20 protein-coding genes are annotated in these 26,662 nt (G+C 40.8%); 12 read left to right on the forward strand and 8 right to left on the reverse strand.

Translation table 11 applies throughout. From position 1 onward, the window contains the following. Positions 1-366: 366 nt before the first annotated feature. From purL to ACUR5C_RS05935, 6 genes are all read left to right on the forward strand, one after another. A complete protein-coding gene (gene purL, locus ACUR5C_RS05910; protein ID WP_454467435.1) occupies positions 367-4,260 on the forward strand; it encodes a phosphoribosylformylglycinamidine synthase in 3,894 nt (1,297 codons plus the stop codon). 132 nt (positions 4,261-4,392) lie between these two features. Further along, the gene (locus ACUR5C_RS05915; protein WP_454467436.1) at positions 4,393-5,271 is read left to right on the forward strand and encodes an ATP-grasp domain-containing protein; all 879 of its coding nucleotides are present in this window, start codon (positions 4,393-4,395) and stop codon (positions 5,269-5,271) included. A 35-nt stretch (positions 5,272-5,306) separates the two neighbouring features. After that, positions 5,307-6,881 carry a protein adenylyltransferase SelO gene (locus ACUR5C_RS05920; RefSeq protein WP_454467437.1) on the forward strand — a complete coding sequence of 525 codons (1,575 nt, stop codon included), beginning with the start codon at positions 5,307-5,309 and terminating at the stop codon, positions 6,879-6,881. A 72-nt stretch (positions 6,882-6,953) separates the two neighbouring features. Further along, positions 6,954-7,541: a MarR family winged helix-turn-helix transcriptional regulator gene (locus ACUR5C_RS05925; protein WP_454467438.1), complete on the forward strand. Its 588-nt coding sequence runs from the start codon at positions 6,954-6,956 to the stop codon at positions 7,539-7,541. Positions 7,542-7,633: 92 nt separating this feature from the next. Next, positions 7,634-8,011: a hypothetical protein gene (locus tag ACUR5C_RS05930; protein WP_454467439.1), complete on the forward strand. Its 378-nt coding sequence runs from the start codon at positions 7,634-7,636 to the stop codon at positions 8,009-8,011. Positions 8,012-8,271: 260 nt separating this feature from the next. After that, complete coding sequence (locus ACUR5C_RS05935; RefSeq protein WP_454467440.1) at positions 8,272-9,348, forward strand: hypothetical protein; 1,077 nt, start codon at positions 8,272-8,274, stop codon at positions 9,346-9,348. 9 nt (positions 9,349-9,357) lie between these two features. Here ACUR5C_RS05935 and trpA read toward each other — a convergent pair whose 3' ends face one another. From trpA to aroF, 7 genes are all read right to left on the reverse strand, one after another. Further along, a complete protein-coding gene (gene trpA / locus ACUR5C_RS05940; protein ID WP_454467441.1) occupies positions 9,358-10,170 on the reverse strand; it encodes a tryptophan synthase subunit alpha in 813 nt (270 codons plus the stop codon). A 68-nt stretch (positions 10,171-10,238) separates the two neighbouring features. Beyond that, entirely contained in the window at positions 10,239-11,417 is a 1,179-nt protein-coding gene (gene trpB, locus ACUR5C_RS05945; RefSeq protein WP_454467442.1) for a tryptophan synthase subunit beta, read from the reverse strand. 39 nt (positions 11,418-11,456) lie between these two features. Further along, positions 11,457-12,839, reverse strand: a complete 1,383-nt coding sequence (gene trpCF / locus ACUR5C_RS05950; RefSeq protein ID WP_454467443.1) for a bifunctional indole-3-glycerol-phosphate synthase TrpC/phosphoribosylanthranilate isomerase TrpF — start codon at positions 12,837-12,839, stop codon at positions 11,457-11,459. Beyond that, positions 12,836-13,855, reverse strand: a complete 1,020-nt coding sequence (gene trpD / locus ACUR5C_RS05955; protein WP_454467444.1) for an anthranilate phosphoribosyltransferase — start codon at positions 13,853-13,855, stop codon at positions 12,836-12,838. Before trpD ends, trpCF begins: the two co-directional genes overlap by 4 nt. Positions 13,856-13,943: 88 nt before the next feature. Beyond that, a complete protein-coding gene (locus tag ACUR5C_RS05960) occupies positions 13,944-14,567 on the reverse strand; it encodes an anthranilate synthase component II (protein WP_454467445.1) in 624 nt (207 codons plus the stop codon). A gap of 30 nt (positions 14,568-14,597) precedes the next feature. After that, positions 14,598-16,271: an anthranilate synthase component 1 gene (locus ACUR5C_RS05965; RefSeq protein ID WP_454467446.1), complete on the reverse strand. Its 1,674-nt coding sequence runs from the start codon at positions 16,269-16,271 to the stop codon at positions 14,598-14,600. After that, positions 16,268-17,287: a 3-deoxy-7-phosphoheptulonate synthase gene (gene aroF / locus ACUR5C_RS05970; protein WP_454467447.1), complete on the reverse strand. Its 1,020-nt coding sequence runs from the start codon at positions 17,285-17,287 to the stop codon at positions 16,268-16,270. Before aroF ends, ACUR5C_RS05965 begins: the two co-directional genes overlap by 4 nt. A gap of 689 nt (positions 17,288-17,976) precedes the next feature. On the opposite strand from aroF, the gene ACUR5C_RS05975 reads away from it, so the two are divergent. The 5 genes from ACUR5C_RS05975 to ACUR5C_RS05995 all read left to right on the forward strand — a co-directional run bounded on the left by ACUR5C_RS05975 (position 17,977) and on the right by ACUR5C_RS05995 (position 22,985). Next, a complete protein-coding gene (locus tag ACUR5C_RS05975; protein ID WP_454467448.1) occupies positions 17,977-18,477 on the forward strand; it encodes a chemotaxis protein CheW in 501 nt (166 codons plus the stop codon). Positions 18,478-18,519: 42 nt separating this feature from the next. Continuing rightward, complete coding sequence (locus ACUR5C_RS05980) at positions 18,520-18,987, forward strand: DUF2802 domain-containing protein (protein WP_454467449.1); 468 nt, start codon at positions 18,520-18,522, stop codon at positions 18,985-18,987. 280 nt (positions 18,988-19,267) lie between these two features. Continuing rightward, positions 19,268-20,824, forward strand: a complete 1,557-nt coding sequence (gshA, locus tag ACUR5C_RS05985; protein WP_454467450.1) for a glutamate--cysteine ligase — start codon at positions 19,268-19,270, stop codon at positions 20,822-20,824. Between the two features lie 144 nt (positions 20,825-20,968). After that, positions 20,969-22,483: a sodium/proline symporter PutP gene (putP, locus tag ACUR5C_RS05990; RefSeq protein WP_454467452.1), complete on the forward strand. Its 1,515-nt coding sequence runs from the start codon at positions 20,969-20,971 to the stop codon at positions 22,481-22,483. 4 nt (positions 22,484-22,487) lie between these two features. Continuing rightward, entirely contained in the window at positions 22,488-22,985 is a 498-nt protein-coding gene (locus tag ACUR5C_RS05995) for a GNAT family N-acetyltransferase (protein ID WP_454467453.1), read from the forward strand. Between the two features lie 780 nt (positions 22,986-23,765). Here ACUR5C_RS05995 and nhaB read toward each other — a convergent pair. After that, positions 23,766-25,403, reverse strand: a complete 1,638-nt coding sequence (nhaB, locus tag ACUR5C_RS06000) for a sodium/proton antiporter NhaB (RefSeq protein ID WP_454467454.1) — start codon at positions 25,401-25,403, stop codon at positions 23,766-23,768. A gap of 519 nt (positions 25,404-25,922) precedes the next feature. Here nhaB and fadR point away from each other — a divergent pair. Further along, the gene (gene fadR, locus ACUR5C_RS06005) at positions 25,923-26,657 is read left to right on the forward strand and encodes a fatty acid metabolism transcriptional regulator FadR (RefSeq protein WP_454467455.1); all 735 of its coding nucleotides are present in this window, start codon (positions 25,923-25,925) and stop codon (positions 26,655-26,657) included. The last annotated feature ends 5 nt before the right edge of the window (positions 26,658-26,662 follow it).

Raw genomic sequence — 26,662 nt, forward strand, 5'->3', positions numbered from 1 at the left:
TAAATCATTTTCCCATAGATCATTAGTGATGTACCTCTTTAATCCGCAACCCTAAATCACTGAAACTAATCCTGTTATTTCAATAAAAACAATAGGTTAAGCTGTTTTTTGTTTATTGAAATTGCTTCCTGCTATATTGAATTATCGGTGTTAAGCGATAATTAAGCAAGTTATTAGCTCGGCTGATATGCGTGAAAATTAACCAACTTAAGTGTTCTTAGTTGATAATTAAAAGGTTTTTAGGGTTAATAAAATGGCAGAAAATTCGATTTATAGCGTCCTTTTGGCTACATTATTGGATCAAACTAGCGTATTATTGCGCCTTGATTTTCGAACCCAATTTTAACCTATTTGAGTCAAATCTTTATGCTAATTCTTCGTGGTGCGCCTGCTTTATCTGAATTTAAGAGCCAAAAACTTCTGCAAGAGGGTAAGAAACTTGTACCTCATTTAGGCCAAGTTTATGCTGAATATATTCACTTTTGTGATTTAAATCAGGAGCTTGTAGAGGAAAAGCTAGATACATTAAAGAAATTATTAACTTATGGTTCTTTAAAGCAAATTAAAGAAACTAAAGGCACTTTTGTGCTGGTCGTTCCGCGTCAAGGTACTATTTCGCCGTGGTCTTCTAAGGCGACTGATATTGCTCATAACTGTGGATTACAAGAAGTTAATCGTCTAGAACGCGGTGTCGTATGGTATTGCCAAGATGTTGAAGGTAAAGAGATTAGCGAGCAAGAAATGCAACTCTTGCTGCCGCTGTTACACGACAGAATGATGGATAGCGTGTTTTCTGAGCTTAATCAAGCTGCTGTATTGTTTGAGCATGACTCGCCAAAAGAGCTAACCAGAGTCGATGTGTTAAGTGGAGGCAAAGAAGCATTAGCAACCGCCAACCAAACCTTGGGTTTAGCATTAGCGGATGACGAAATAGATTATTTAGTGGAACGCTTTGTCGCGCTAAAACGTAATCCCACTGATGTTGAGCTAATGATGTTTGCCCAAGCCAACTCGGAACATTGCCGACATAAAATCTTTAATGCCAGCTGGACTATTAACGGAGAAGAAAAACCTCATTCGCTTTTTGGAATGATTCGCAATACCCATAAAATCTCTCCGCAAGGTGTGCTGTCAGCTTATAGTGATAATGCAGCGGTTATCGAAGGTTTTGAGCAGCCTCGCTTATGGTCAGAGGCAGACTCGGGCGAGTATCGTTATCATATAGAGCCTATTCATATTTTAATGAAGGTTGAAACGCACAACCATCCTACCGCAATTTCTCCTTTTCCCGGAGCGGCAACCGGTTCTGGTGGGGAAATCAGAGATGAAGGCGCCACCGGGAGAGGCGGCAAGCCAAAAGCTGGATTAACTGGTTTTAGCGTGTCTAACCTAGCAATTCCAGAGTTCGAGCAACCTTGGGAAAAGTATTATGGTAAGCCAGGCAGAATAGTGACCGCATTAGATATTATGTTGCATGGCCCTTTAGGTGGTGCGGCGTTTAACAATGAGTTTGGTCGCGCCAATCTTTGCGGCTATTTTAGAACCTATGAGCAAACTGTGAATTTTGATTTTGGTGAGCAAGTGCGAGGTTACCACAAGCCAATTATGATAGCCGGAGGTATGGGCAACATAAGAGAGCAGCACGTTGCAAAAGCTGAAATTAAACCGGGTTATCATGTCATTGTATTAGGTGGCCCAGCCATGCTGATCGGTTTAGGAGGCGGGGCTGCATCGTCAATGGCCTCGGGCTCTAGTGATGAAAATTTAGACTTTGCCTCAGTGCAAAGAGAAAACCCGGAAATGGAACGACGTTGCCAAGAAGTTATTGATCGCTGTTGGTCAATGGGAGCGGATAATCCTATCGAATTTATTCATGACATTGGCGCGGGTGGTTTGTCTAATGCAGTGCCTGAACTGGTACATGATGGCGGAAGAGGCGGGTCATTTGAACTGCGTCGAGTGCCAAATGATGAGCCCGGAATGAGCCCTGTTGAAGTATGGTGCAATGAATCGCAAGAGCGCTATGTTATGGCCGTTGCGCCGCAAAACTTAGCCAAGTTTGAGGCAATTTGTGAACGCGAGCGTTGTCCTTTTGCTGTTTTAGGAGAAGCTACAGAAGCAGAGCACTTGACCTTAAGTGATGAGCATTTTGACAATAAGCCAGTCGACCTTCCTATGGATGTACTGTTTGGGAAGCCGCCTAAAATGCATAGAGACGTTAATAGCGCTCAAGTTATACGCCAAAAAATTGATATTCAAGCCAGCTTAGATGAAGCTTTAAATCGTGTACTATCACTACCGACCGTCGCGGATAAAACTTTCTTAATTACAATTGGTGATAGAACCGTTGGTGGGTTAACCCATCGTGATCAAATGGTAGGCCCTTGGCAAGTGCCTGTCGCAGACTGTGCAGTAACGGCTTCTAGCTTGGTTGCTACCACAGGTGAAGCAATGGCAATGGGAGAAAGAACACCCGCCGCCAATTTAAATTATGCAGCCTCCGCTCGAATGGCTGTGGCTGAGTCAATTACTAATATTGCTGCAGCCAAAATTAGCGATATTGCGCAAATACGTTTATCTGCAAACTGGATGGCTGCTTGCGGCTCCGATGGCGAAGATGCTGGTCTTTATGAAGCGGTTGAAGCGGTAGGAATGGAGCTTTGCCCTGAGTTAGGCATTGCTATTCCTGTGGGTAAAGATTCTATGTCGATGCGAACGGTGTGGGAAGATAACGATCAGCAGAAAAGCGTAACTTCTCCACTTTCACTCATTGTAACTGCTTTTGCACCAGTGACCGAAATAAGCCGAACACTGACACCACAACTTGCACAAGATGAAGATACCCAACTAATTTTAATTGATTTAGGAATGGGTAAAAACCGGTTAGGTGCCACAGCTTTAGCGCAGGTATTTAATCAAGTTGGTGATTATTGTGCAGACGTTGAAGATGCTCAATTACTTAAAAGCTTTTTTCAAGCGATCCAACATTTAAATTCAGAAAATGAAATTCTAGCCTACCACGATCGATCTGACGGCGGATTAATTACTACGTTAGTTGAAATGGCTTTTGCTGGTCATTGTGGTTTGGCAATTAATTTAGAAGCTTTATCTAGTCAAGCTCTCAACGTACTCTTTAACGAAGAGCTTGGTTGTGTTATTCAAGTTGCGAATAAACATTTGAAAAAAGTTAAACAAACTTTAAAACAGTTTGGGTTACAAGATATTAGCTATGAGATTGGCGCGGTGACTAAAGCGTTGCACATTGAAGTGAAGCATGGAGAAGCCCTGTGGTTATCTCGTGAATTAATGGAACTTAGAGGGCTTTGGTCAGAGACCACTTATCGCATGCAAGCGCTTCGCGATAACCCGCAATGTGCTTTAGAAGAAAAAACGCTCCGCCTAGACGCGGGTAACCCTGGGATACAACCTAGCCTTACCTTTGATATCGCAGAAGATATTACCCAGCCTTATTTAAATCTGAACAATCAGCCTAAAGTTGCGATACTCAGAGAGCAAGGCGTCAATAGTCACTTAGAAATGGCGGCGGCATTCATTAAAGCAGGTTTTAATGCAATCGATGTTCATATGAGTGACCTACATGAAGGCAGAGTTAGTTTAAGCGATTTTACTGGGCTTGTTGCTTGCGGTGGTTTTTCTTATGGAGATGTACTTGGGGCTGGTGAAGGCTGGGCTAAATCTATATTATTTAACCGGCAGCTAAAGCAGCAGTTTAGTGAGTTTTTTCAACGTGAAGCTACTTTTAGCTTGGGCATCTGTAACGGTTGTCAGATGTTGTCTAACTTGCGCGAAATTATACCGGGCGCAGAGCATTGGCCTCATTTTGTTCGCAATACTTCAGAGCAGTTTGAAGCAAGGTTTTCAATGGTTGAAGTGGCGAAAAGCCCGTCAATCTTTTTGCAAGGCATGCAAGGTTCTAAACTACCTATTGCAGTTTCACATGGTGAAGGGCGCGCAGAATACCCGACTGCAGAAGCCGCGTTAGCTGCGAATAACTCAGGCCTTGTTAGCCTAAGATTTATTGATAACTATGGTCAGGTGGCTACTCAATATCCGAGTAATCCCAATGGATCTTTGCATGGCATAACCGGGTTAACTACAACTGATGGACGAGTCACCATTATGATGCCTCATCCTGAGCGGGTAGCCAGGACTTTACAAAATTCCTATGCGCCAGCAGAGTGGGGAGAGGATGGCCCTTGGACCCGAATGTTTAGAAACGCACGAGTTTGGGTTGGTTAGTTATTTAACGGTTTAAATTAGAGCGAGCTTAGGCTCGCTTTTTTATTTTTTGAAGCTGCTAAAGCTTGCGCTTTTATTGTTTTGTGCGGCTGTGCTAGAGTGTTTTATTAATAAAGCTTAAGGTGAACAAGAATGAAAAAATGTGCCATTTTGTCAATGGAAGACCTTACTGGTTTTGAGGTCTATGACCACTTAATTGAAGCGCCCTTAAAAAAAGCGGGTTGGGAAGTTGAAACTGTTGCCTGGCGAAGTAAGCAAGACTGGCAACAATTTGATTTGGTATTGATTCGTTCACCGTGGGATTACCAACTCGACACACCTAAGTTTCTTGCGGTACTAGAGTCAATTGAGAATTCTGGCGCAAAACTTGAAAACCCATTGTCTGTTGTTCGTTGGAATATCAATAAGCAGTATATGCAAGAGCTCGAGCAAGCAGGAGTTGAAATTTTACCGACACTGTGGCGCAGGGGTATAGAAGAGAGCGAAATTGGCAGTTTTTTTGAACACTTTGATACCCAAGAAATCGTAATAAAACCTTGCATTAGTGCGGGGGCGTATGACACTTTTCGGCTTAACTTAGAGCAAGCTATTGCGCAAAAAGAAATGCTAATTAAAACTTTTTCAAATCGAGACTGCATGGTTCAAGGTTTTGCGCAAAATATTATAGACGAAGGTGAGTTCTCGCTGTTTTATTTTGATGGTGAACTTAGCCATAGCATTCTTAAAACACCCAAAGCGAATGATTTTCGGGTACAAGAAGAGTATGGCGGCCATTTGCAACTAGTAGAAGCTGAGGTGAGTTTAAAGCATTGCGCAGAAATAGTGTTGCAAGCTTTAAAGCAAAAATTTGCGCAGGTATTACTTTATGTACGTCTTGATTTTGTGAGAACTCAAACAGGTTTTAGTTTAATCGAAGCAGAGCTAATTGAACCTTCGCTCTACTTTAATTTAGATGCTGATTCTGCACAAAGATTTGTTGATGCAATTGAGCGCCGCAACAAAGTTAAGTAACCTAAATAGAGCCCAAATCACTAGGTCACCATATAATGCCGCTTAAATTTGAAAATGTTTTTACTAGTCAGTTGCCGCAAGATCCAGAAACACAAAATGAGCCGAGGCAGGTTTATAATGCCTGTTACTCATTAGTTAACCCAACGCCCACAACAAAGCCTCAACTCGTGGCATACTCTACCGACACGGCGAGTCTACTTAAATTAGATAAAAGTGAAATAGAGCAAGATTGGTTTACTCAAATGATGAGTGGTAATTTAGTGTTAGACTCTATGCAGCCTTACGCAATGTGTTATGGCGGTCATCAATTTGGGCATTGGGCAGGGCAACTTGGAGACGGGCGCGCGATTAATTTAGGCGAAGTCTATGACACAAATAATCAATTACAAACTCTGCAGTTAAAAGGCGCTGGAGCAACACCTTACTCAAGAACTGCAGACGGTTTAGCGGTATTAAGATCGTCTGTTAGAGAGTTTTTGTGTAGCGAAGCAATGTATTATCTTGGTATTCCCACTACCAGAGCATTGAGTTTGTGTTTAACTGGAGACAAAGTGGTTAGGGATATGTTTTACGATGGCCACCCTGAAAGCGAATTAGGAGCCGTGGTTTGTCGAGTTGCACCGTCATTTTTACGTTTTGGTAGCTATCAATTGTTTGCCGCCAGAGAGGAGTTTAATGAGTTAAAAACGTTAATTGATTACACCATAAAACATCACTTTGGTTACTTAGGTCGCCCATCAACTCGAGTTTACGAGCAATGGTTTAAGCAAGTTTGTGAATCAACTTGCGAACTAATCGTTGACTGGATGCGGGTTGGCTTTGTTCACGGCGTAATGAATACTGATAACCTTTCAATATTAGGTTTAACAATTGACTATGGGCCTTATGGTTGGCTCGAAGGATACGAACCTGAATGGACGCCCAATACAACCGATGAACAGGGTAAGCGCTATGCTTATGCAAATCAGCCGCAAATCGGTCAATGGAATTTGTATCAATTAGCCAATGCAATTTATACGGTAGTTGGGCGAACAGATTCATTAGAAAAGTCATTGGCGGAATTTGCTCAGAATTATGCTCAAAAATCGCAGCAAATGTATGCTCAAAAGTTGGGTTTTATGCAACACCTTGGTGTTTCTGATGAAGCACTTATCAATCAGCTGTTTAGTTGTTTGTGCTTGGAAGAAGTTGATTTCAGTATTTTCTTTCGCAAGTTAGCTAATCTATGTAAAACCAAGAACTATACCGACCAAGCGCTACTGAATGTAGTCTCAGACTCATTTTATCAAGATGAACCCGACAATAATTTTAAACAGTCATTGAGCGATTGGTTGCGTTGCTACTTGACTCGATTAAGCCAAGATGAGCGTGATGACCAAGCAAGGAAACAAGCGATGAATAAAGTTAACCCTAAGTATGTTTTACGCAATTACCTTGCGCAGCAAGCGATTGATAAAGCAAACTTGGGCGACTTCAGTGAAGTCGAAAACTTATTAAAAGTTATTCAAAAGCCTTATGATGAGCAAAGCGGGTTTGAACAATACGCCCAAAAGCGCCCAGAGTGGGCAAGGCATAAGCCAGGATGCTCAAAACTTTCTTGTAGCTCTTAAATAAAGCGCCAAGCAACCCAACAAGATTTAATTTTTACTTAACAACTTTCATGGACATTGAGAATTTAAGTTATGCCTGATTATCGTCAATTGAGAGCCAGAAAATCTGCTTTTGAACTAACCAATAAAATTGAGTCGCCTTTAGATTTATATGAACATTTACCGTTTCAAATTGCCGTGGTCAGTAATCTGTTACAGCTTAATAGAGATGTAAATATTCGCAATATTGCTGAGTTAGATCCTAGAGAGCTACGAGTCATTATAAATATTGGCTCTTATCAGCCTATTAAATCTGCAGATATTGCTTATCAATCTCGTATGGATTCATACACCGTAAGTCGCGCAGTTAAAAAGCTTATTAATTTAGAGATGATCGCTGTTCACCAAAAAGACTCTAATAAAAAAGTAAAATATTTAAACCTAACCAGCAAAGGACAAAGCGTTTATGTTGACTTGATAAAGCAAGTAGAAACGAGAACTTTGCAATTAGAAAGCGCTATTACCCCAGATGAAAAGCAAACGTTAATGAGATTGCTGTCCAAGCTAGAAGACAAAGCAGAAGAGATCCTTGCCGAACATGCCAGTAGTATCGATAAAACAGAACTAGCCGCAGATCAAAAAGAGCTACTTCGCTGGAGGAAGCGCAGTTTAGCGGATTAATTCCGTCTATTTTATGGACAAAAGGCTAACTAGCGCTATATTTAAGTTACGGTTCTTTCAATATTTAAGCTGTTTGCTTAACGGAGAGTAAAGTGTCTAGGTTTTATCTTTTGTTTGTAGTGGTTGCACTATCAGGTTGTTCCAAGTCGTTCATTAATACAGCTCCAGTAAGTAATTCAGTCGAAAGCGCATGTGTACTATTTGCTACCGATGGCTGGCAGTTATTATCGAAACCGAATGCTGCTCTGGTGGAAGCAGTTAATCTACGTTCGCCTCTGGCACCTAAACGCAGCAGACTATGGTTTGAAAATAATAACCAAGTGGGGGTTTGTGAGTATGACGACGCTAAAGATAAGCCGCACCCCATTTGCGGTTCAACTTACTTTCTTTTTCAACCTCAAATTGTAAGTAGTAAAGCCGCTGATTTGAAGGTAACCTTTGAGGCACTAACCGTTTGTAGTGACAATTAAACTTTGAGGTTAGTGTTAGGTTAGCTTATTTTGATCTGAGAAAGAAAAAATAGCGCGCGGTGCAGAGGCCATAGAATATTTGGGATAAAAATATTGTTATAAGTCAATGCAAGCTTTTGTTATCTATGACACCAAGTGAAGTATAGGGCTTAGTTGTTAGCTCGATAGATTCTAACCTTATAAGACAAATTAAAAAACTAGTTGAGTATGTTTTGGCAAGTGTTAGTATAGCCAATCTACTAGGGTAAAATAAGGTTTGTATGTCTTTTCGCTGTCACTCATTCTACCGAGTTTTAATTTGCTTGTTGGTATTGTTTGCTGCAATAGAACTTAGAGCAGACTCTAACGCAATAATAAAATCTGCAAACCTTAACACTGCGCAAACCTCACAAGAACAAGCACATTCAGCAACGCCAACAGATACTCAGTCTGCTAAACCTCAATCTGCTAAACCTCAATCACCAGAACCCAAGCTAGCGCAACCGGCTAAAAAACAAACAACCCGAGCTGCATTCTACGAAACGGCCACTGATTTTGCCAATTGGGTCGACCGGTTTTTTGGTGAACAACGCGCACTAGAATCTGCTAGCTTCGATTATTTAAGTCTAGTTAGTGAGTTCTATTTACAAGAGCGTGAAGGAGTAAAGTTTCGACCGAGACTGAAAGCAAAAGTACACCTGCCAGGAATTGATAATAAATTTAGCTTATTATTTGAGGACGTTAGTGGTGACAGAAGCTATGACGAAAAAACAAATCAAGATAGGTTAAGTGAGCTTGACCGGAGCGGAACCACTGCTGCTGCAATTAACTATCAGTCGGACCAATATGACCGTTCTCAGTTTGATTCTCGAATTGGATTAGGATCTGGCTTAAAGCCCTTTGCTCAAATTAAACATACATTTAATGTCTATCAGACAAACGATTTCTCATTTCGAAATTTCAACTACTTATTCTGGAAAGAAAATAAAGGCTTTGGTGCGAGAACGCTGTTTGAAATGGATAAACGAGTGAGCGAAACACAACTTTTTCGTTGGCAATATTCGTTGTTACGTGCTGAAAAAAGTTTGGGTAACGAGTGGTTTACTCAGGTGACTTGGAATAAAGAATTATCTGAAAATAGTTGGAGAGCTTTAAGTGCAAGTGCGAAAGGTTTTTCGGATTATCATTTTTTAGTAGAGTCATATCGCCTTGCTTCACGCTGGCGTTGGCGTTCCTCGCGCGAGTGGCTGTTTTATGAGGTAGAGCCTGAAATTATTTGGAAAAGAGAACCAGAGGATAATCACAGGGAGCCTCTGGCAGGAATATACTTTCGCGTTGAAATTCAGTTTGGACACTAAGCTAATTGCCTATGTTGGCAAAGTCGCCAGTTTCATTTTTTCAGTAAACTCCGCAAGTTCGCTTAACATTAATTGGGGCTGCGCTAAATTTTTTTCAATAATTTTGACCACAGCAGAGCCACTAATTGCACCGTCGGCACCACTTTGAATCGCTTGTTTTACTTGGCTAGGATTAGCTATTCCAAATCCTAAAAGTGCCGGCGGGGCTTGATTTGCTTTAAGCGATTGAACAATTCTTTCGAGTGGCATATCTGCTTTAACATCAGTACCAGTAACTCCAGCACGGCTTAACAGGTATGTGTAGCCTTGACCTAATTCTGAAACCACGCGAAGGGTTGCATCATTCGCATTAGGCGTGGCAATAAAAATGGGGTCAATACTATATCTTTTGGCTGCATTAACAAACGGTTGAGCCTCTATTACTGGAACATCTGCAACTAATACTGAATCGACACCAGATTCTGCTGCTTGTTGATAAAAATGATTAATCGAATTAGAGACGACCAAGTTTGAATAAACTAATAGCCCAATCGGAATTTCATTGTCATACTCGCGCACTTTTTTAAGCAATTCAAAGCAGGCACTTACACTAGTCCCGTTAGATAGCGCACGAATAGCTGCTTGTTGGATCACTGGCCCGTCGGCAATAGGATCAGAAAATGGGATACCTAGCTCAAGCGCATCGGCACCATGATCAATCAAGGTTTTTATTATTTCGAAGCTTTGTTGAATTGTTGGATCGGCTAGCATAACAAAAGGAACGTAAGCGCCAGCTGATTGTTGTTTTAGTTTGGCAAATTTGTTGGTATATCGGTTACTCATTTTATTAACCTAATTATTAAAAGCGTAAAAAGTAAAGTTAAAGGCTGCTATAAAGCGACTGCGTCAATTTATTGAACGCTAAGTACGTTCATTACATGAGCTAAATCCTTATCGCCTCGTCCTGATAAGTTAACCACAATCGTTGTTTCTTGGGTTTGCTTAGCTGCTAGCTTTAGCGCATAAGCAAGTGCGTGAGACGACTCAAGCGCTGGAATGATACCTTCGCAACTTGATAATTTTTGAAATGCGCTCAGCGCTTCGTCATCCGTAATTGAAACATACTCTACGCGGCCAATATCTTTTAAGTGCGCATGTTGCGGTCCTACAGCTGGGTAGTCGAGGCCAGCAGAAATAGAGTATGACTCTTCTATTTGACCGTCTTCATTTTGCATTACATAGGTATGAGAGCCATGTAAAATACCCAATTTCCCTTTGGCTAGAGTTGCGCCATGTTGGTTAGACTCAATGCCTTTACCTGCTGGCTCAACGCCGATCAGTTTAATTTGCGTTTGATCGATTAAGTCGGCAAATAAGCCAATCGCATTTGAGCCACCGCCAACGCAAGCTATCGCGTAGTCTGGTAGTTGACCTTCGGCTTCTAGGATTTGAGCGTGGACTTCTTCACCAATCATTTTTTGAAACTCTCTTACCATGGTAGGGAAGGGGTGCGGACCTGCCGCTGTACCTAGTAAGTAGTGAGCTTCATTATAAGTTGCTGACCAGTCTCTTAATGCTTCATTTACCGCGTCTTTTAAGGTACCGCTGCCGGCACTAACCGGAATAACGGTTGCACCCATTAACTTCATTCTAAACACATTCGGCTGTTGCCTTTCACAATCTACGGCGCCCATATAAATGCGACACTTTAACCCAAGTAAAGCACACGCGATTGCCGTAGCAACACCGTGTTGACCAGCGCCAGTTTCGGCGATAATTTCGGTTTTTCCCATTCTTTTTGCTAGTAATGCTTGCCCTAAAACCTGATTCGTTTTATGAGCGCCACCATGCAGTAAATCCTCACGTTTTAAGTAAATTTTTACCTTTTTATTGGGAGAAAAGTTTCTGGTTAAAGTTAAAGGCGTGGGTCTACCGGCATAATTCTTTAGTAGACTCTTAAACTCGCTTTGAAATGCCTGATCATCAACTGCATCAACAAATGCTTCCTCTAACTGCATTAATGCCGGGACCAGTAATTCTGGCACGAACATTCCGCCAAACTCTCCAAAGTAACGATCTAATTTAGTCATTATTTAATCTCTATTTTAATTAATTAATTGATTCAACAGTTATGCGCGTAACTGTTGAAATAGTTTTTCAATTTTTGCGTGGCACTTTTGGCCTGGGCTTTTTTCAACCCCCGAGCTCAAATCGATGGCATAACAGCCTAGCTCGCTTGCTTGTATACAGTTTTCAAAATTAATACCTCCAGCCACAATAATTTTTTGCTGCTGCTGTTGCGGTACCAAGCGCCAGTCGAACGGTTTACCTAAGCCTCCAAAGCTTTCTCCGCAATCGGCGTCGAGCAAAATTTTCTCAGCAGATGTTGCGAGGTTGAAATTTGAATTCTTAGTCACGCTTTGCGCACTCCATATAGTTACGTGGTTTAGCGAGTGATTATCAAGCAGCTCTCGTAGCTCAATAATAAACGATTCTGGCTCGCCTCCATGTAGCTGCACAACGCAGAGCTTGAGCTGAGAACAAATTGCTAGAATGTTAGCCGGATTTTCGTTTACAAACACACCCACAAAATTTAGTTGGTTTTGGCTGACAATTGCTTTTGCTTGTTCAAGCGTAACGTATCTTGGTGAAGCTGGGTGAAAGACCAAACCGCCGTAAACAGCGCCAGCCTTATTAGCATATTTTGCATCTTGTGAGTTAGTTAACCCGCATATTTTTACCCGGCCAAATAATAACTCTTTACAGTGAGTGCGAATGTCGTCCTGCGCCATGATACTCGATCCAACTAAAAAGCCGTTAACCAGTGGTGCAAGTCGCTTTACATCTTGGTGGGTTTGAATTCCAGATTCTGAAATGACAATTGTTTCTGAGGGAATAAGTTTAACCAGCTTTTCGGTAACTTTTAAATCAGTGGTTAAATTACGTAAATCTCTATTATTAATTCCAATAATTTCAGCGTTTAAGTTTAAAGCGCGCTGTAACTCATTTTCTGTATGAACTTCAGTTAAAATATCTAAGTTCAGCGTTTCTGCTATTTTTGCGAGCTTCAGGTATTCTTGATCAGTTAATACTGAGAGCATTAAGAGTATTGCGTCGGCACCATACTTTCTTGCTTCGTAAACTTGATACTCGTCAACAAAAAAATCTTTGCATAAAATGGGTAAATCAACTAATTCACTGGCCTGTTTTACATAGTCTAAACTACCTTGAAAATAACTTTGATCGGCCAGAACCGAAATTGCACTTGCATACTCTTTATATTGTTGAATTATATCTGGCAAGTCGAATTTTTCGCGAATTAATCCTTTGGATGGCGAAGCCTTTTTACATTCGAGAATAAAGTCAGATTGCTCGTTACTTAACGCGGCTTTTAAACTGCGCTCTGATGGTTGTAGCAATGGTTTAAAGTCATTTAAATTTTGCAGCGTTTTACGCGCAGAGACTTCTTTATGTTTATTGCTAACAATTTGGGCTAGCACGTTTTGACTCATGATAATTCTCCGGTTTGGCTTAGCTCTGCAAATGCCAAAAGTAAGTCGAAAGCGCGTCCAGATTGCATGATCTGAAGTGCGTCATTAACACCTTGCTTAAGTGTACTAGCATGGCCACTTAAATAAAATAAAGCACCTGCATTGGCGGCGACGGTTTGCAAAACCGGCGTCTTTGCAGTGCCTTTTAAAACCTCAACAAATGTTTGTGCGTTTTCAGTAGGTGAACCGCCAAATAGTGCCTCAAGTGGAACGCTAGGTAATCCAAAGTCATCGGCGCTGAGTTGGTATTCGCTAATTTTGCCTTCGTTTAAGTGGGCTACGTAAGTATTGCCTGCTAAGGTAATTTCGTCGCACCCCATACTATGCACAACCATTGCCGATTGACAACCTGACAAGCGTAGCGATTCAGCCGCAGCGTAGCAATATTCCGCAGAATATACCCCCATTAGCTGAAACTCCGGTTTCGCAGGATTTATTAGCGGACCTAAAAGATTAAATATAGTACGTGTTTTTAGCTGGTTGCGCACTGGCATAACGTGTTTTACGCCAGGGTGGTAGAGTGGCGCAAATAAAAAGGTGACGCCTACTTTGTCTAAACAGGCTCGGGCGACTTGGGGAGACATGCTAATGTTTACTCCTAGTGCTTCCAAAACATCAGCAGAGCCACATTGGCTTGAAATAGAACGGTTGCCGTGCTTGACCATTTTAAGGCCTTTTTCTGCGGCAATAAAAGCCACTAAAGTACTAATGTTTAGCGTATGTTTACCACTACCACCTGTGCCGCAGCTATCGGCAGTTGGGTAGTCGGGCTTACTAAATAGGCTTGCATTTTGTTGCAATGCTTGTGCCGCTCCAGCAACTTCTTGTGGACTTTCGCCTTTTAGTTTTAAGGCAGTTAATATCGCACTGATCATCACGGGACTTTGTTGGCCAGTTACAAACTGACTAAAGATTTGGCAACTTTCTTCTTGAGAAAGTGCCGACTTTTCAAATAATTTTTGGTGTATGTTTTGCATTTTATTTTCTCTTTCAAAACCTGTGTTTAACTTAATATTAGACTCGGTTGCTCACTTAGCTTGCATGTTGTCTGTAACTAGCTTTTTGTTACTGATTTGCCTTTACTGGCTTGTAGTTAAGTAACCAGTTAATTGCCTCGCTTAAAAGTTGGCTACCATGGGTAGTTAAAATGGATTCGGGATGAAACTGAAATCCTAATATTGGTTTAGTTTTGTGTGCCACGGCCATAATTTCATCGTTAGTGGAAGCGAGCACTTCAAGTTCGTTGGGAATGTTGCTGGTTGCTAATGAGTGATAGCGAGCCACTCTATAGCTAGTGTTTTTTTGCTGAGTAGCTTGGGCAAATTGGCTCGCTTGGTTAAATGTTAGTTGATCAGACTTACCGTGCATTACCTGTTTTGCCTTAACGACTTTGCCGCCAAATGCTTGCACAATGGCTTGATGCCCTAAGCATATACCTAAAATTGGCAGGTGTGAGTATTGGTTAATTATTTGCAGCGTGTTTCCGGCTGTATCTGGACTACCTGGTCCTGGCGAAATAACAATTAACGTGTTTGGCTCGCTCAATCTTTTTGAACTGAAAATCACATCAAGCTCTGTATCATTTCTAAAAACAATCACTTCTGCGCCAAGCATTCTAAATTGATTGACGAGGTTATAAGTAAAGGAATCGTAGTTATCAATCATAATTATTTTTAATTTATCGTACATTTGGATGTCTCAACTTCGCTTTTTAGTTATTTAGAGTCGACTAAGGTGTCTTTCGACTAACTCATTTGCCTTAAACACTGCGTTAATGACAGCTTTAGCTTTGCTCTCAGTTTCTTGTGCTTCTAGCGCGGGTATAGAGTCGTACACGATACCCGCACCGGCCTGAATAAATGCGGTATTTTGGCAAACTAATGCTGAGCGAATCACAATACAAGTATCCATATCACCCTGGCCATTGATATAGCCGACTGCACCACCGTAGCTACCGCGACGCTTACCTTCAACCTCTCTAATGATTTGCGTGGCTTTAATTTTAGGCGCGCCAGTGAGTGTCCCCATATTCATACAAGCTTGATAAGCGTGTAATGCGTCTAAATCGCTACGTAACTCACCTTCAACACAAGATACTAAATGCATGACCTGCGAGTATCTATCAACGGCTAGTAGTCGAGTTACATGCGTTGTGCCGGGTTTAGCTATTCTCGCAATATCGTTTCTTGCTAAATCAACTAACATCATATGTTCAGAGATTTCTTTATGGTCAAGTTTCATTTCTGCTTCTATTCGCGCATCTAAATCAAGATCGATTTCTCCATTACTTTGCTTTCCTCTAGGTCGAGTGCCGGCAATAGGGTAGAGCAAGACTTTGTTGGTTTGTTGAGTATATTTGAGTGCGCTTTCTGGCGAAGCACCAAACAGAACAAAGTCTTGATCATGCATATAAAAAAGATACGGGCTGGGGTTGCTGTGTTTTAGTTGCCGGTAGCTTTCTAAGCTAGATGCACAGTGCAGTGAAAATGTTCTTGACGGTACTACTTGGAATATATCTCCAGTTATAATTTTTTGCTTTAAATCAGCGACGATAGATTGAAACTCTTCATTGCTAATATCTACCTCGGCTTCTGCTGCTGAACTACTACACTTAGATGCAAAGTTAGATTCAGCTTTTAGTGTAGGCGCTGTCTTATGCTTACCAATAATTGGAATCGATGCTTCTATTAACTCAATACGTCTAGCTAGCTCAAAATAGGTTTGAGTTTCATTCTCGCCATTAAAATGATTACAAATAAGACGCTTAGTGTTGAGCTTATGATCACACACTAAAAGGGTTTCAGCTAAATAAAACACATAATCTGGCGCACTATTTTTACCTTGTTCAACTTGAGGAAGTGTTTCAAATGAAGCAATAAAGTCGAAACTAAAAAGTCCACAAATAAAGGTTGAAAACTCATTTTGGGCATTATCAGCAAAAGTCGTCTGCAGCATCCGTATTGCATCAATTGGCGAAGTGCTCTTTAAGCGAGAGTCTTCGTCAATTGCTTGTTGCGCTTTGGTAAAGCTGACAATGAGCTGCTGAGCCTGTGGTGAATCTTCAACAGTAAAAGTTTGTGAAGCTAAATTCTGGGTAGTTTGCTTAAATAAGTTTAGTGCATTAAGTCCATTGGGCGTCAAGGCTTTAAGTATGACTTGCTGATTATTCGCTTGAATTCTAATTGCAGCTTTTAGCATTAAAATACTTTTCACATTAACTTTAGAGTCTATTTCACTAGACTCGAGTAGCATGGTATTTTCGTTGCCTAGAATTTTTCCTAGTCCTGCAAATAACTCGATAGGTTCAAGTTGAGACTCGATCGACTTAGAAAAAGTTTTCACTTTATCTGCTACAGTACCTGGGCTACTCGAATCAAAAGTTGTTGGCTTCATTTATTTAAAACCTTTCCTGCAGCGCTAATGAAGGGCGTGATCTCTTGCATTAGTTTTTCGAAGTCTGCTTCTGCAAGTGACTGTTGACCGTCTGAAAGGGCAATTTGTGGGTTATAGTGCGCTTCCACTATAATTCCGTCGGCACCACAGGCAACAGCAGCTTTTGCCATTGGCGTTACCATTTCTCTAATCCCTGTGCCGTGCGAAGGGTCGACAATAACGGGTAAATGACTTCTGGTTTTAATAAATGCAACGGCATTAAGATCAAGTGTATTTCGATAAGATTTCTCGTAAGTACGAATGCCGCGCTCACAAATAATCACGTTGGTGTTGCCTTCATTGTAAATATACTCAGCAGCAAGCAGCAGCTCTTCGATAGTTGCTGACATCCCACGTTTTAGAATGACGGGCTTTTTGCTTTGGCCAACCGCTTTAAGTAACTTAAAGTTTTGCATGTTGCGTGCACCAACCTGAAAAGCATCAACATATTTTTCGAGTAGCTCAACATGGGCTGAGTCGATGATTTCGGTCACGCTCGGTAAGCCGTACTCTAAAGAAGCTTCTTGCATTAATGCTAAGCCTTCTTCTTCTAGCCCTTGAAAACTATATGGCGAAGTGCGGGGCTTAAAAGCGCCGCCGCGTAGTCCTGTTGCGCCATATTTTTTTACGATAGCCGCAGATGCAAAAATCTGTTCGCGATTTTCGATAGCACATGGGCCTGCAATAATAGTGAATGTTCCGCCGCCGATCATTTGATTGCCAAACTTTACTTGGCTGTCATGGCTTTGCATTTCTCGACTGACTTGCTTGTAGTTACTTAAAATTGGTTTAACGGTTTCTACCATTGGATGAGCCGCTAAATTTAAACCATTTAATACGCGCTCATCACCTAGCGCGCCCAGAACAATTCTTTCTGTTCCCGGCATGTATAAAGGTTTTAAATTAAGTGATTCTATTTTATTTAGAATCTCTTTGGCGTCTGCTTCTTTCGCTTGTGGCTTAAGTACGATAATCATTGAATTTTCCTTGTTAAATTTAATTTATTAAAAAAAGAGTAAAAAAAAGCCCGCATTAAGCGGGCTTTCAAGTTGATGTTAAAATTTTCTACAGCAACGACTACCCACTCAATTGGATTGAGTGCCACCACCAAACTTTTACAAGGCCGATTGCCTTCAAGCTTGTCTTTTGTTGATAGTTAAAGTTTGACATTGTTGGTTGCTCTTAGTTATTCATTAAAGTGTTGTTGGGTAACTGGCTGTAATTAATTTTTTCCAATAAAAAAGCCCGAAAGATTTCTCTGTCGGGCTTTGAATTCATAACGCTTACGCGTACACGACTAAACCCTCAATGGTGCTTATGCCACCAATGAGCTGTTAATTTAGTGCTTAGTTGAATAAGCTTGTTAGGTTGAATCGTTTGCATAGGACGCAAGTTACCTTATGCAGATGTTCAAAGTCAAGCGTGAATATTGAAGAATTTTAACTTTTATCGATAGAGAAAGGTGGAAAAGGTCGCAACATCTTGAAAATTGTCTATATTTATACAAAGAATCGAATGCTAGTTTAATTTGATTAAGTGATTTATCCATTCTATAAAGCTTAGATCGTTAAAATTGATGAGTTTATTGGTATGAGAATTGCTTAGTATTGAATGTTGATTCAAACTCGAGAGAATCCGACAAAAATCTGACAATAGGAAAAGTGTTGTGAGCGCAGATGATAAAGTATTAAAAAATAAAGATGGCGAAGATGATGCGGTTTTGCAATGGGTAACTTTTCGGTTATCTAATGAGACATACGGCATTAACGTGATGCAAGTGCAAGAGGTCTTACGCTTTACCGATATTGCGCCGGTACCTGGGGCTCCACCCTATGTACTAGGGATTATCAATTTGCGCGGTAATGTTGTTACTGTTATTGATACTTGTCAAAGATTCGGACTTCCGCCTATTGAGCTAACTGACAATACGCGGATAGTGATTATTGAGACTAATCAACAAGTTATTGGCATTTTAGTTGATGCTGTTGCAGAAGTTGTCTATTTGCGAGAGTCTGAAATTGAAATAACCCCCAATGTTGGCAATGACGAGTCAGCTAAGTTTATTCAAGGTGTATCGCACCGAGGAAACGAGCTACTCATTCTTGTTGATTTAAATAAACTTCTCGGCGAAGAAGACTGGGACGAGCTAGATTTCCTTGATTATTAGTCAAGTTTCCCTATCAGCCGAGGTAAATGAGAAAGCGTTGTTATGATAAACGGTTTAACTGACTTTAATTTACTTTTGCTGTTGTTAGTAGGGGGGCTAAGTGTGGCTTTTATCGCCTTAACTTGGTCGCATAAGCATTTAAAAAACCAACTTTTAAATGCCAATAAGCAGCTTTATAGTCTAAAAAATGAATTTAGAGCAATGAATAGTGGCCATTTAGGTATGGGGCGTAAGTTGCGCGCATTTGCCCAAGAAATTGCTAGCGTAGAGCAAGCCCAGCAATTAACAGGGCAAAGTGATGATAATGCCAAGTCATTTGAACAAGCGGGCGTACTCTTAGCGAAAGGCGTTAGTATTGAAGAAGTTGTCCAAGTATGTGGAATTTCTCCAGCAGAGGCCGAATTGCTGGCTATTTTGCGCCACTCTGCACCCGCAAATGTTGCTCAAGTGCCCACTAAAACGAACGGTAATGGCCGCTTAAGCCCTACTCAAATGCAGCGAAGTGCCTAATTTTTCCTGCGAAATGCTAAATTTGGCGGTGTTTAGGTGTCAATAAACTGACATAGCTCGCTCGGATGCCCTAATATCAATTAAACGCTAATGCAATGAAACATTTTGCAATCTATTTAGGCTATAAAAAACTCCTATCTTATGGCGAATCACTTGACCGCGAAGTCATCAACCCGCAAACTAATCCATAATTTTAGACATGCCCCATTTTAAGCTAAACTTGATAGCGCGCTTTTGCGCAGATTGGCTAATTGAGTAGGGGCTTTAAAAGCGAGATTTTATGCATCCATTAGAGCAATTAAATGAAGCGACGGCAGACACTTTGAGTCCGTTATTAACTGGCATAAAACGCGGAATAGAAAAAGAAAGTCTGCGTATTCAAAGTGATGGCCATTTAGCTCAAACCCCTCACCCTGACTCACTTGGTGCGACCTTAACTAATTCGCACATTACCACAGACTATTCAGAAGCTTTGCCAGAGTTTATCACTACTGCAAGCTCAGAACGTTTACGACCCTTACAAGAGCTAACTGAGATCCATCAGTTTGCTTATAAAAACTTATCTAAAGAGCTATTGTGGAGTGCGAGCATGCCCTGTGTAATGAGCGAAGAAAAAGATATTCCTATCGCTCGCTATGGCACTTCGAACAGCGCCAAAATGAAAGAGATTTATCGCCTAGGGTTGGGGCATCGTTATGGGCGCTTAATGCAAACCATTGCGGGCGTGCATTATAATTTTTCACTGCCTGACTCATTTTGGAAAGCACTGCATGAACATGAAAAAAGTGACTTGCCATTACAAGATTTTACCTCGGAAAAGTATATGGGGTTAATTCGAAACTACTTACGTTACTCTTGGTTGATTCCTTTGTTTTATGGCGCGTCGCCCGCGCTATGCGAGAGTTTCTTAAAAAATAAAAGCATCGATTTAGAAGAGCTAGTGCCCGGAACGCGCTATGGTAAGTTCGCAACCTCGTTGCGAATGAGTGACTTAGGCTATCAAAATAAAGCACAAAGTCGCCTCAATGTAAGCTATAACTCTTTAGCAGAGTATATTGCTGGGTTAGAAGCGGCTATTACGACCCCTGATCCTTTTTACGCTGAGCTGGGGGTGAAAAAAGATGGCGAGTATATTCAGCTCAATACCAACACGTTGCAAATTGAAAATGAATTTTATAGTAGTATTCGACCCAAGCGAGTGTCCCGCTCCGGAGAGCGGCCTACTAAAGCATTGCGCAATCACGGAATAGAATACATAGAGGTTAGAGCGTTAGATATCAATCCGTTTTCTGAGATTGGGATTGAACAACACCAAATTGCATTTTTAGATTCATTTTTGCTTGCTTGTTTATTTGCCGATTCACCGCCTATTAACCCTCGAGAAACTGGTGAGTACCAAGAAAATTTCCGCGGTACGGTGCGCTTTGGAAGGCATCCAGAGTTCTGTCTTTCAGTCAATAATAAGTGTGTTTTAGCGCCTGAGTTTGCCAGTCAGCTACTCAATCAGATTGAAAAAATGGCCAAACTATTAGATCAAGCTTACGCAACTGATGAGCATCAACTTGAAATTAAGCGGCTGCGCGAGACTTTAAAAAATTTAGATAAAACGCTTTCTGGCATTGTTGTGGCTAATATTGAAAAGCGAAAAGATGGTTTTTTCCCCTATGTATTAGAGTTATCTCAACAACACAAAGAAAGCATTTTGGCTAAACCTTTTGCCGAGGAAACTTATCAGCGATATGCTCAAGAAGCAGAACGCTCGCATACTGCAAAAAAGGCGATGGAAAGCGATACGCGAGTCTCGTTTGAAGCGTTTCTGGCTAACTACTATAAATAATTAAAAATTAGCGGCTCAACTGATTGTTTTATAACATCAATTCCAAATTTCTGCCGGTGGGTTGTAGTAATAATTTGGGTGTGACACAATTAGTTGTTCTCATTATAACGATAATATTCAGTCACTAAATTTTTAGGGGACATTATGGAAACGGGAACAATTATTTCTTTAGCTGCTTATTTCGCAGCGATGTTAGGTATTGGTTTATTTGCATTTAAAACCGCTAACGAGGGCTCTTCTGGCTACTTATTAGGAGGGCGTAAGTTAGGTCCTGCGGTCACAGCGCTTTCTGCAGGTGCTTCTGATATGAGCGGTTGGATGGTAATGGGCTTACCAGGCGCAATGTATTTAAGCGGATATAGCGAAGCTTGGATTGCAATTGGCTTGATTGTTGGAGCCTATATTAATTATCTAATTGTTGCACCGAGATTGCGTATTTATACTGAGGTTGCCGCAGACTCTATTACGCTCCCAGAGTTTTTCGAGAATCGTTTTGCAGACAAAACTCGTCTGCTGAGAATTTTTTCATCAATCGTTATTATCATCTTTTTTACTGTCTATACATCGTCAGGTGTTGTGGGTGGCGGAAAACTATTCGAGTCTTCCTTTGGGTTGAGTTATGAGCTAGGTCTTTACGTGACAGCAGGTGTGGTCGTCGCATATACACTACTAGGTGGCTTTTTAGCGGTTAGCATGACCGACTTTGTGCAAGGCTGCATTATGTTTATAGCGTTAGTGTTAGTACCAAGTGTCGTTTTAATCGAGTTTGGTGGTTATTCTGGCATTATTGAGACTATTGCTGAAGTCGATAAAATCAAAACACCCAATGAACAACATTTATTGTCGCTGTTTCCAAACGAAGCATCGGTATTAGGCATGATTTCTATTTTCTCATGGGGGCTTGGCTATTTCGGACAACCACATATTATTGTGCGATTCATGGCGATTCGCTCTGTTGGCGATATTAAGGTTGCGCGCAGAATTGGCATGAGTTGGATGGTCGTTGCCATGATTGGTGCTTTAGCGACTGGATTTTTCGGCATCGCTTACGTGGCAAAAACAGGCACAGAATTAAAAGATGCCGAAACAATTTTTATTGTTCTGTCGCAAGTGCTTTTCCATCCGCTTATAGGCGGGTTCTTACTTGCGGCAATTTTAGCTGCAATTATGAGTACTGTATCGTCTCAATTACTAGTGACTTCGAGCTCGCTAACCGAGGATTTTTATAAAGCATTTTTAAAGAAAAGCGCAACCGATAAAGAGCTCGTATTAATTGGTCGAATTTGTGTGATTGTGGTTGCTGCGATTGCTGTTTTTATGGCGCACGATAGAAACAATTCTGTGCTTAATATTGTTAGTAACGCCTGGGCTGGTTTTGGTGCTGCGTTTAGTCCTGTGGTTGTTCTTGGATTACTATGGAGAAGAACAACGGCTTGGGGCGCGCTAGCTGGTATGGTCACAGGGGCGGTTACGGTTATAGTTTGGATTAATATTAAACAGTCGATTGGTATGGGCGCTCTTTACGAGATGATTCCTGGGGTCGTGTTAGCAACTTTAGCTGTTTATTTAGTCAGTTTATATGGCCCTCAAAATGAAAAAGCGGTAGGCGAACAGTTTGACCAAGTTGAACTGATGTTAGCTGACGCTAAGCAGTCATAGTGATATGACACCTGCGCCTGCATTAACTATTCGGCCAGCAACACCCAACGACGTAGAATTAATTTTGCGTTTTATTACTGAGCTGGCTGAATTTGAAAAATTAGCTAACGAGGTTGTAGCAACACCACAGAGTTTAATGGTTACTTTATTTGGCGAGCGACCATTTGCCGAAGTGATTATTGCAGAGTTGAGCGGAGAGCCAGTTGGCTTTGCGCTCTACTATTACAACTATTCTACATTTTTAGCTAAGCCCGGACTCTATTTAGAAGACTTGTATGTCTGCGAAAGCGCTAGGGGACAAAAGGTTGGGAAAGCCTTATTAATTAAACTTGCTCAAATCGCTTTACAGAATAACTGTGGTCGATTTGAGTGGTGGGTATTGGACTGGAATCAAAATGCCATCGACTTTTATCGGAGTATCGGTGCTAAAGGAATGGATGAATGGACTGTTCAGCGTGTTGATGGAGAGGCTTTAGTTCAACTGGCCGAGCAGAAAATTTAAAGTTTTTATTTTGAATATTTTAAATGGATTAGTGATTAAACTAATACAGATTAAGAGTGCTTAATATAATCACGCAGTGTGATTTCGGTTAATTTCTTAAAGCGACCTTTGGTTCTTTTCTTTCTAAAGCATTAGGCACTTTAACGCCATTGATACTTTCTGTTTATGTTGAAATACTTATCCCTCTAGATCGTTAGAGTACAGTCAATACTATCGAAATCAACTAAGTCGAGAGCGAAAAATGGAATTTAAATCGTGCAATAAAAGAAGCAAGAAGTTACCTGTTTTGATGCTGAGCTATGGGTTGTCAATTGGTACGGGTTTGGGGATTTCACTTGGAGTTGCTTTCGATAACATACCTGCTGGATTATCAATCGGTGCGGGTGCAGGTATTTCGCTTGGCATGTTTTTTTACAATTACTTTAGTTCGAAAACATGTTCGGAAGACAATTCCACGAATAAACATTAACAAGACAATGAAAATTGAAGCATAAAAAGACATGCTCAATTTATTTAGGCGTTACCCCCTAACTCCTGTAGAAAAGGGAGAGAACCAACGGCAACTTTATGGCTGTTTTAGTCAGATGATCAGAAACGGGTTAATAGTTAATATCCGCTGGCGCTCGAAAGCCATCTAGTAAGCTGAATGTTAAGGACAGACTCTTTATTTTAAATAGACAGTTCGTGCCTTAGCGCTACTCATTCTAAGTCTGTATTTTAAGCCAATAAAAAAGCGCCAATTAAGGCGCTTTTTTATTTGAAGCAAGGTGTAATTGTTTATTAATGACCAGAGGATTTCGACTTTTCTGGCAAGTGACACTGGTCGACTTTCCAGTCTCCACCCATATTGCCACAAAGATCTTGTGCCGTATGATGCTTAATTAGCTTCTTTTCGTACATGAGTTCGGTCATAGGCTCTAAGGTTGTCATAACCATAGTTAAGCCAACAATACTCATAACAATGGTATATGGGAAAGCCATAATCACCATTTTAATGTATGACAATCTAACTAAAGGAGCGACTGCTGACGTTAACAAGAATAAAAACGCGGCTTGGCCATTAGGGGTGGCAACGCTTGGAATGTTGGTTCCGGTGTTTATGGCAACAGCTAACATATCAAATACATCGCGCGTGATAGTGCCATCAACAACGGCTTTGGCAACTTCGTTTATATACACTGTTGCAACAAACACATTGTCACTAATCATGGAGAGCACACCGTTTGCAATAAAGAACATTGCAACTTGGGTATTGCCTTCCATTGCGAGCACGGCATCTGTAATTGGCGCAAATAAGCTTTGATCTGCAATTACCCCTACAATAGCGAAAAATACTGTTAACAGCGCGGTAAACGGCAGTGCTTCTTCAAATGCATGACCGATTTGATGCTCTTCAGTAACACCACAAAAGGCAGTACATAAGATAATTACACTCAATCCAATAAGACCAACTGCAGCTAAATGCCACCCAAGAGCAACAACTAACCAAAGGCCAGTGATAGCTTGTGCTACTAATTTAGCGTTATCGGCGGTAGAGCGTTGGTCATTTTCATGTTCAGCGTAGTCTTCCATTACTCGCCTAACTTTTTCAGGAAGTTTTTGCCCATAACCAAACCAACCAGTAAGTTCTAGAAAAGCACAAGTTGCAATACCTGCGAAAAATACTGGTATGGTAACTGGTGCCATTCTTAAAAAGAACTCGCCAAATTCCCAGCTTGCTTTAGAGGCAATTAGCAGGTTTTGTGGTTCTCCAACTAAAGTACACACACCGCCAAGCGCTGTACCAACTGCTGCATGCATAATAAGGCTGCGTAAAAATGAGCGAAAGCTTTCTAGGTCAGAGCGATGTAAGTCTATAACTTCATCATCAGTACCGTGGTCGTGTTCGGAAGTAAATTTTTTGCCGGATGCAACCTTGTGATAGATACCATAAAAACCTACTGCTACGGCAATAACAACGGCTGTGACCGTAAGCGCATCTAAAAATGCCGATAGAACCGCTGCAACAGCTGAAAACATCACTGAAAGTAGTACTTTGGAGCGCACGCCTAAAAGCAGCTTGGTGAATATAAATAGCAACAGGTCTTTCATAAAGTAAATGCCAGCCACCATAAACATCAGTAATAGGATGACATCTAAAGCACTAACAATTTCATGTAATACAGTGTCTGGAGATGTTAGACCAATAATTACCGCTTCAATGGCGAGTAAACCACCAGGCAGTAAGGGGTAACATTTTAATGCCATCGCCAAGGTAAAAATAAACTCAAGAATCAATAGCCAACCAGTAAAATAGGGGCCTAATGTGACCATAGCGATAGGATTTATAATCAAAAATGCGATAATTGTGAGTTTGTACCAATCTGGAGAGTTACCCAGAAAGTTTGCTACAAATGCTTGTGGAAGTGAGCGACTCATGACGTTTCCTTTATAGTTTAATTTTTATGAATAGGCTTAAAAATAGTATCTTTAATTCCAAACACAATTAAAAAAGCTTTTATGAATTTTAGACGGAAAAATTCAAATTTCCCAGAGAAATCGTTAAAATAAATCAAAAAAAAAGCTTAAAAATTAAAAGCTTGTGAATGATTTAGGTACAAATAGGTTAATTTAACGAAGAAGTAGTCGCTTCACACAGTGAGCTATGTGTGAAAAGTGACGGAATCAATCTTCTTTTGCGTTAAATTAATAAAAAGCGTATCCTTACAACAAATCAGACCAGTGGGTTTTTTCAAGGTTTCGGAGAGTTGCTGAGCGCCTTATAATTGCTCTGCAATGAGCATTTGAAGTGGCTTTTTAAGCAGCCACCGCTCTTGCCAAAAAACAGTGGGCTGAACAATAAAAAATGCGAGCAAACTGCCTTTTAAAAATAGTTGTTCAAAGCAAAAAATTGACTAATTGCGTTTAATTAACCGCCAATTGGAGTAGGAAACATTAATGTCAAACCTGATAACTGCTAGAAGCCCTGCAGCATTTGCTGAAGAGTACATTGTTGACTCAATTTGGAATGGTAAATTTGCTCCTGGCACTATTTTGCCCGCTGAGCGTGAACTATCTGAATTAATTGGCGTAACTAGAACGACATTGCGAGAAGTTTTGCAAAGATTAGCTCGTGATGGTTGGTTAACCATTCAACACGGTAAGCCGACTAAAGTTAATAATATATGGGAAACTGCCGGATTACATATTTTAGAAACTATCACTCGATTAGACGATGCGGGTTCATTAAAGTTGGCAGATCAACTACTAGACGTGCGTACTCAATTTGGTGGTATTTACTTTCGTTTTGCAATGAAAGAAAACCCAGAATCAATGAAAAGTGTTTTGGCTGAAGTTGACCAAGTGCCTGAATCTGCCGAAGCTTTTATTCAGTTTGACTGGCGAGTGCAGCACCAATGTGCTGAGTTATCTGGTAATCCGGTTTACGTGTTAATGCTTAATGGGTTTAAAAACATCTATCATCGTATTGGTCGGTTTTATTTTGCTAATCCAGAAACTCGACAGTTAGCGAGAGATTATTATCACGAGCTAAGCCAAATTATAGACAAACAAGACGTTGCATTACTCAATGATGCGATTTGGAATTATGGGCGAAAAACTGGTCAGTTATGGTCTGAAATGCGCGCGAATTTGTCGTCATTAAAAGAAATAGACGAAATCAACGCACGTTAAAATAT

It is taken from the genome of Aliikangiella aequoris (assembly GCF_053709105.1).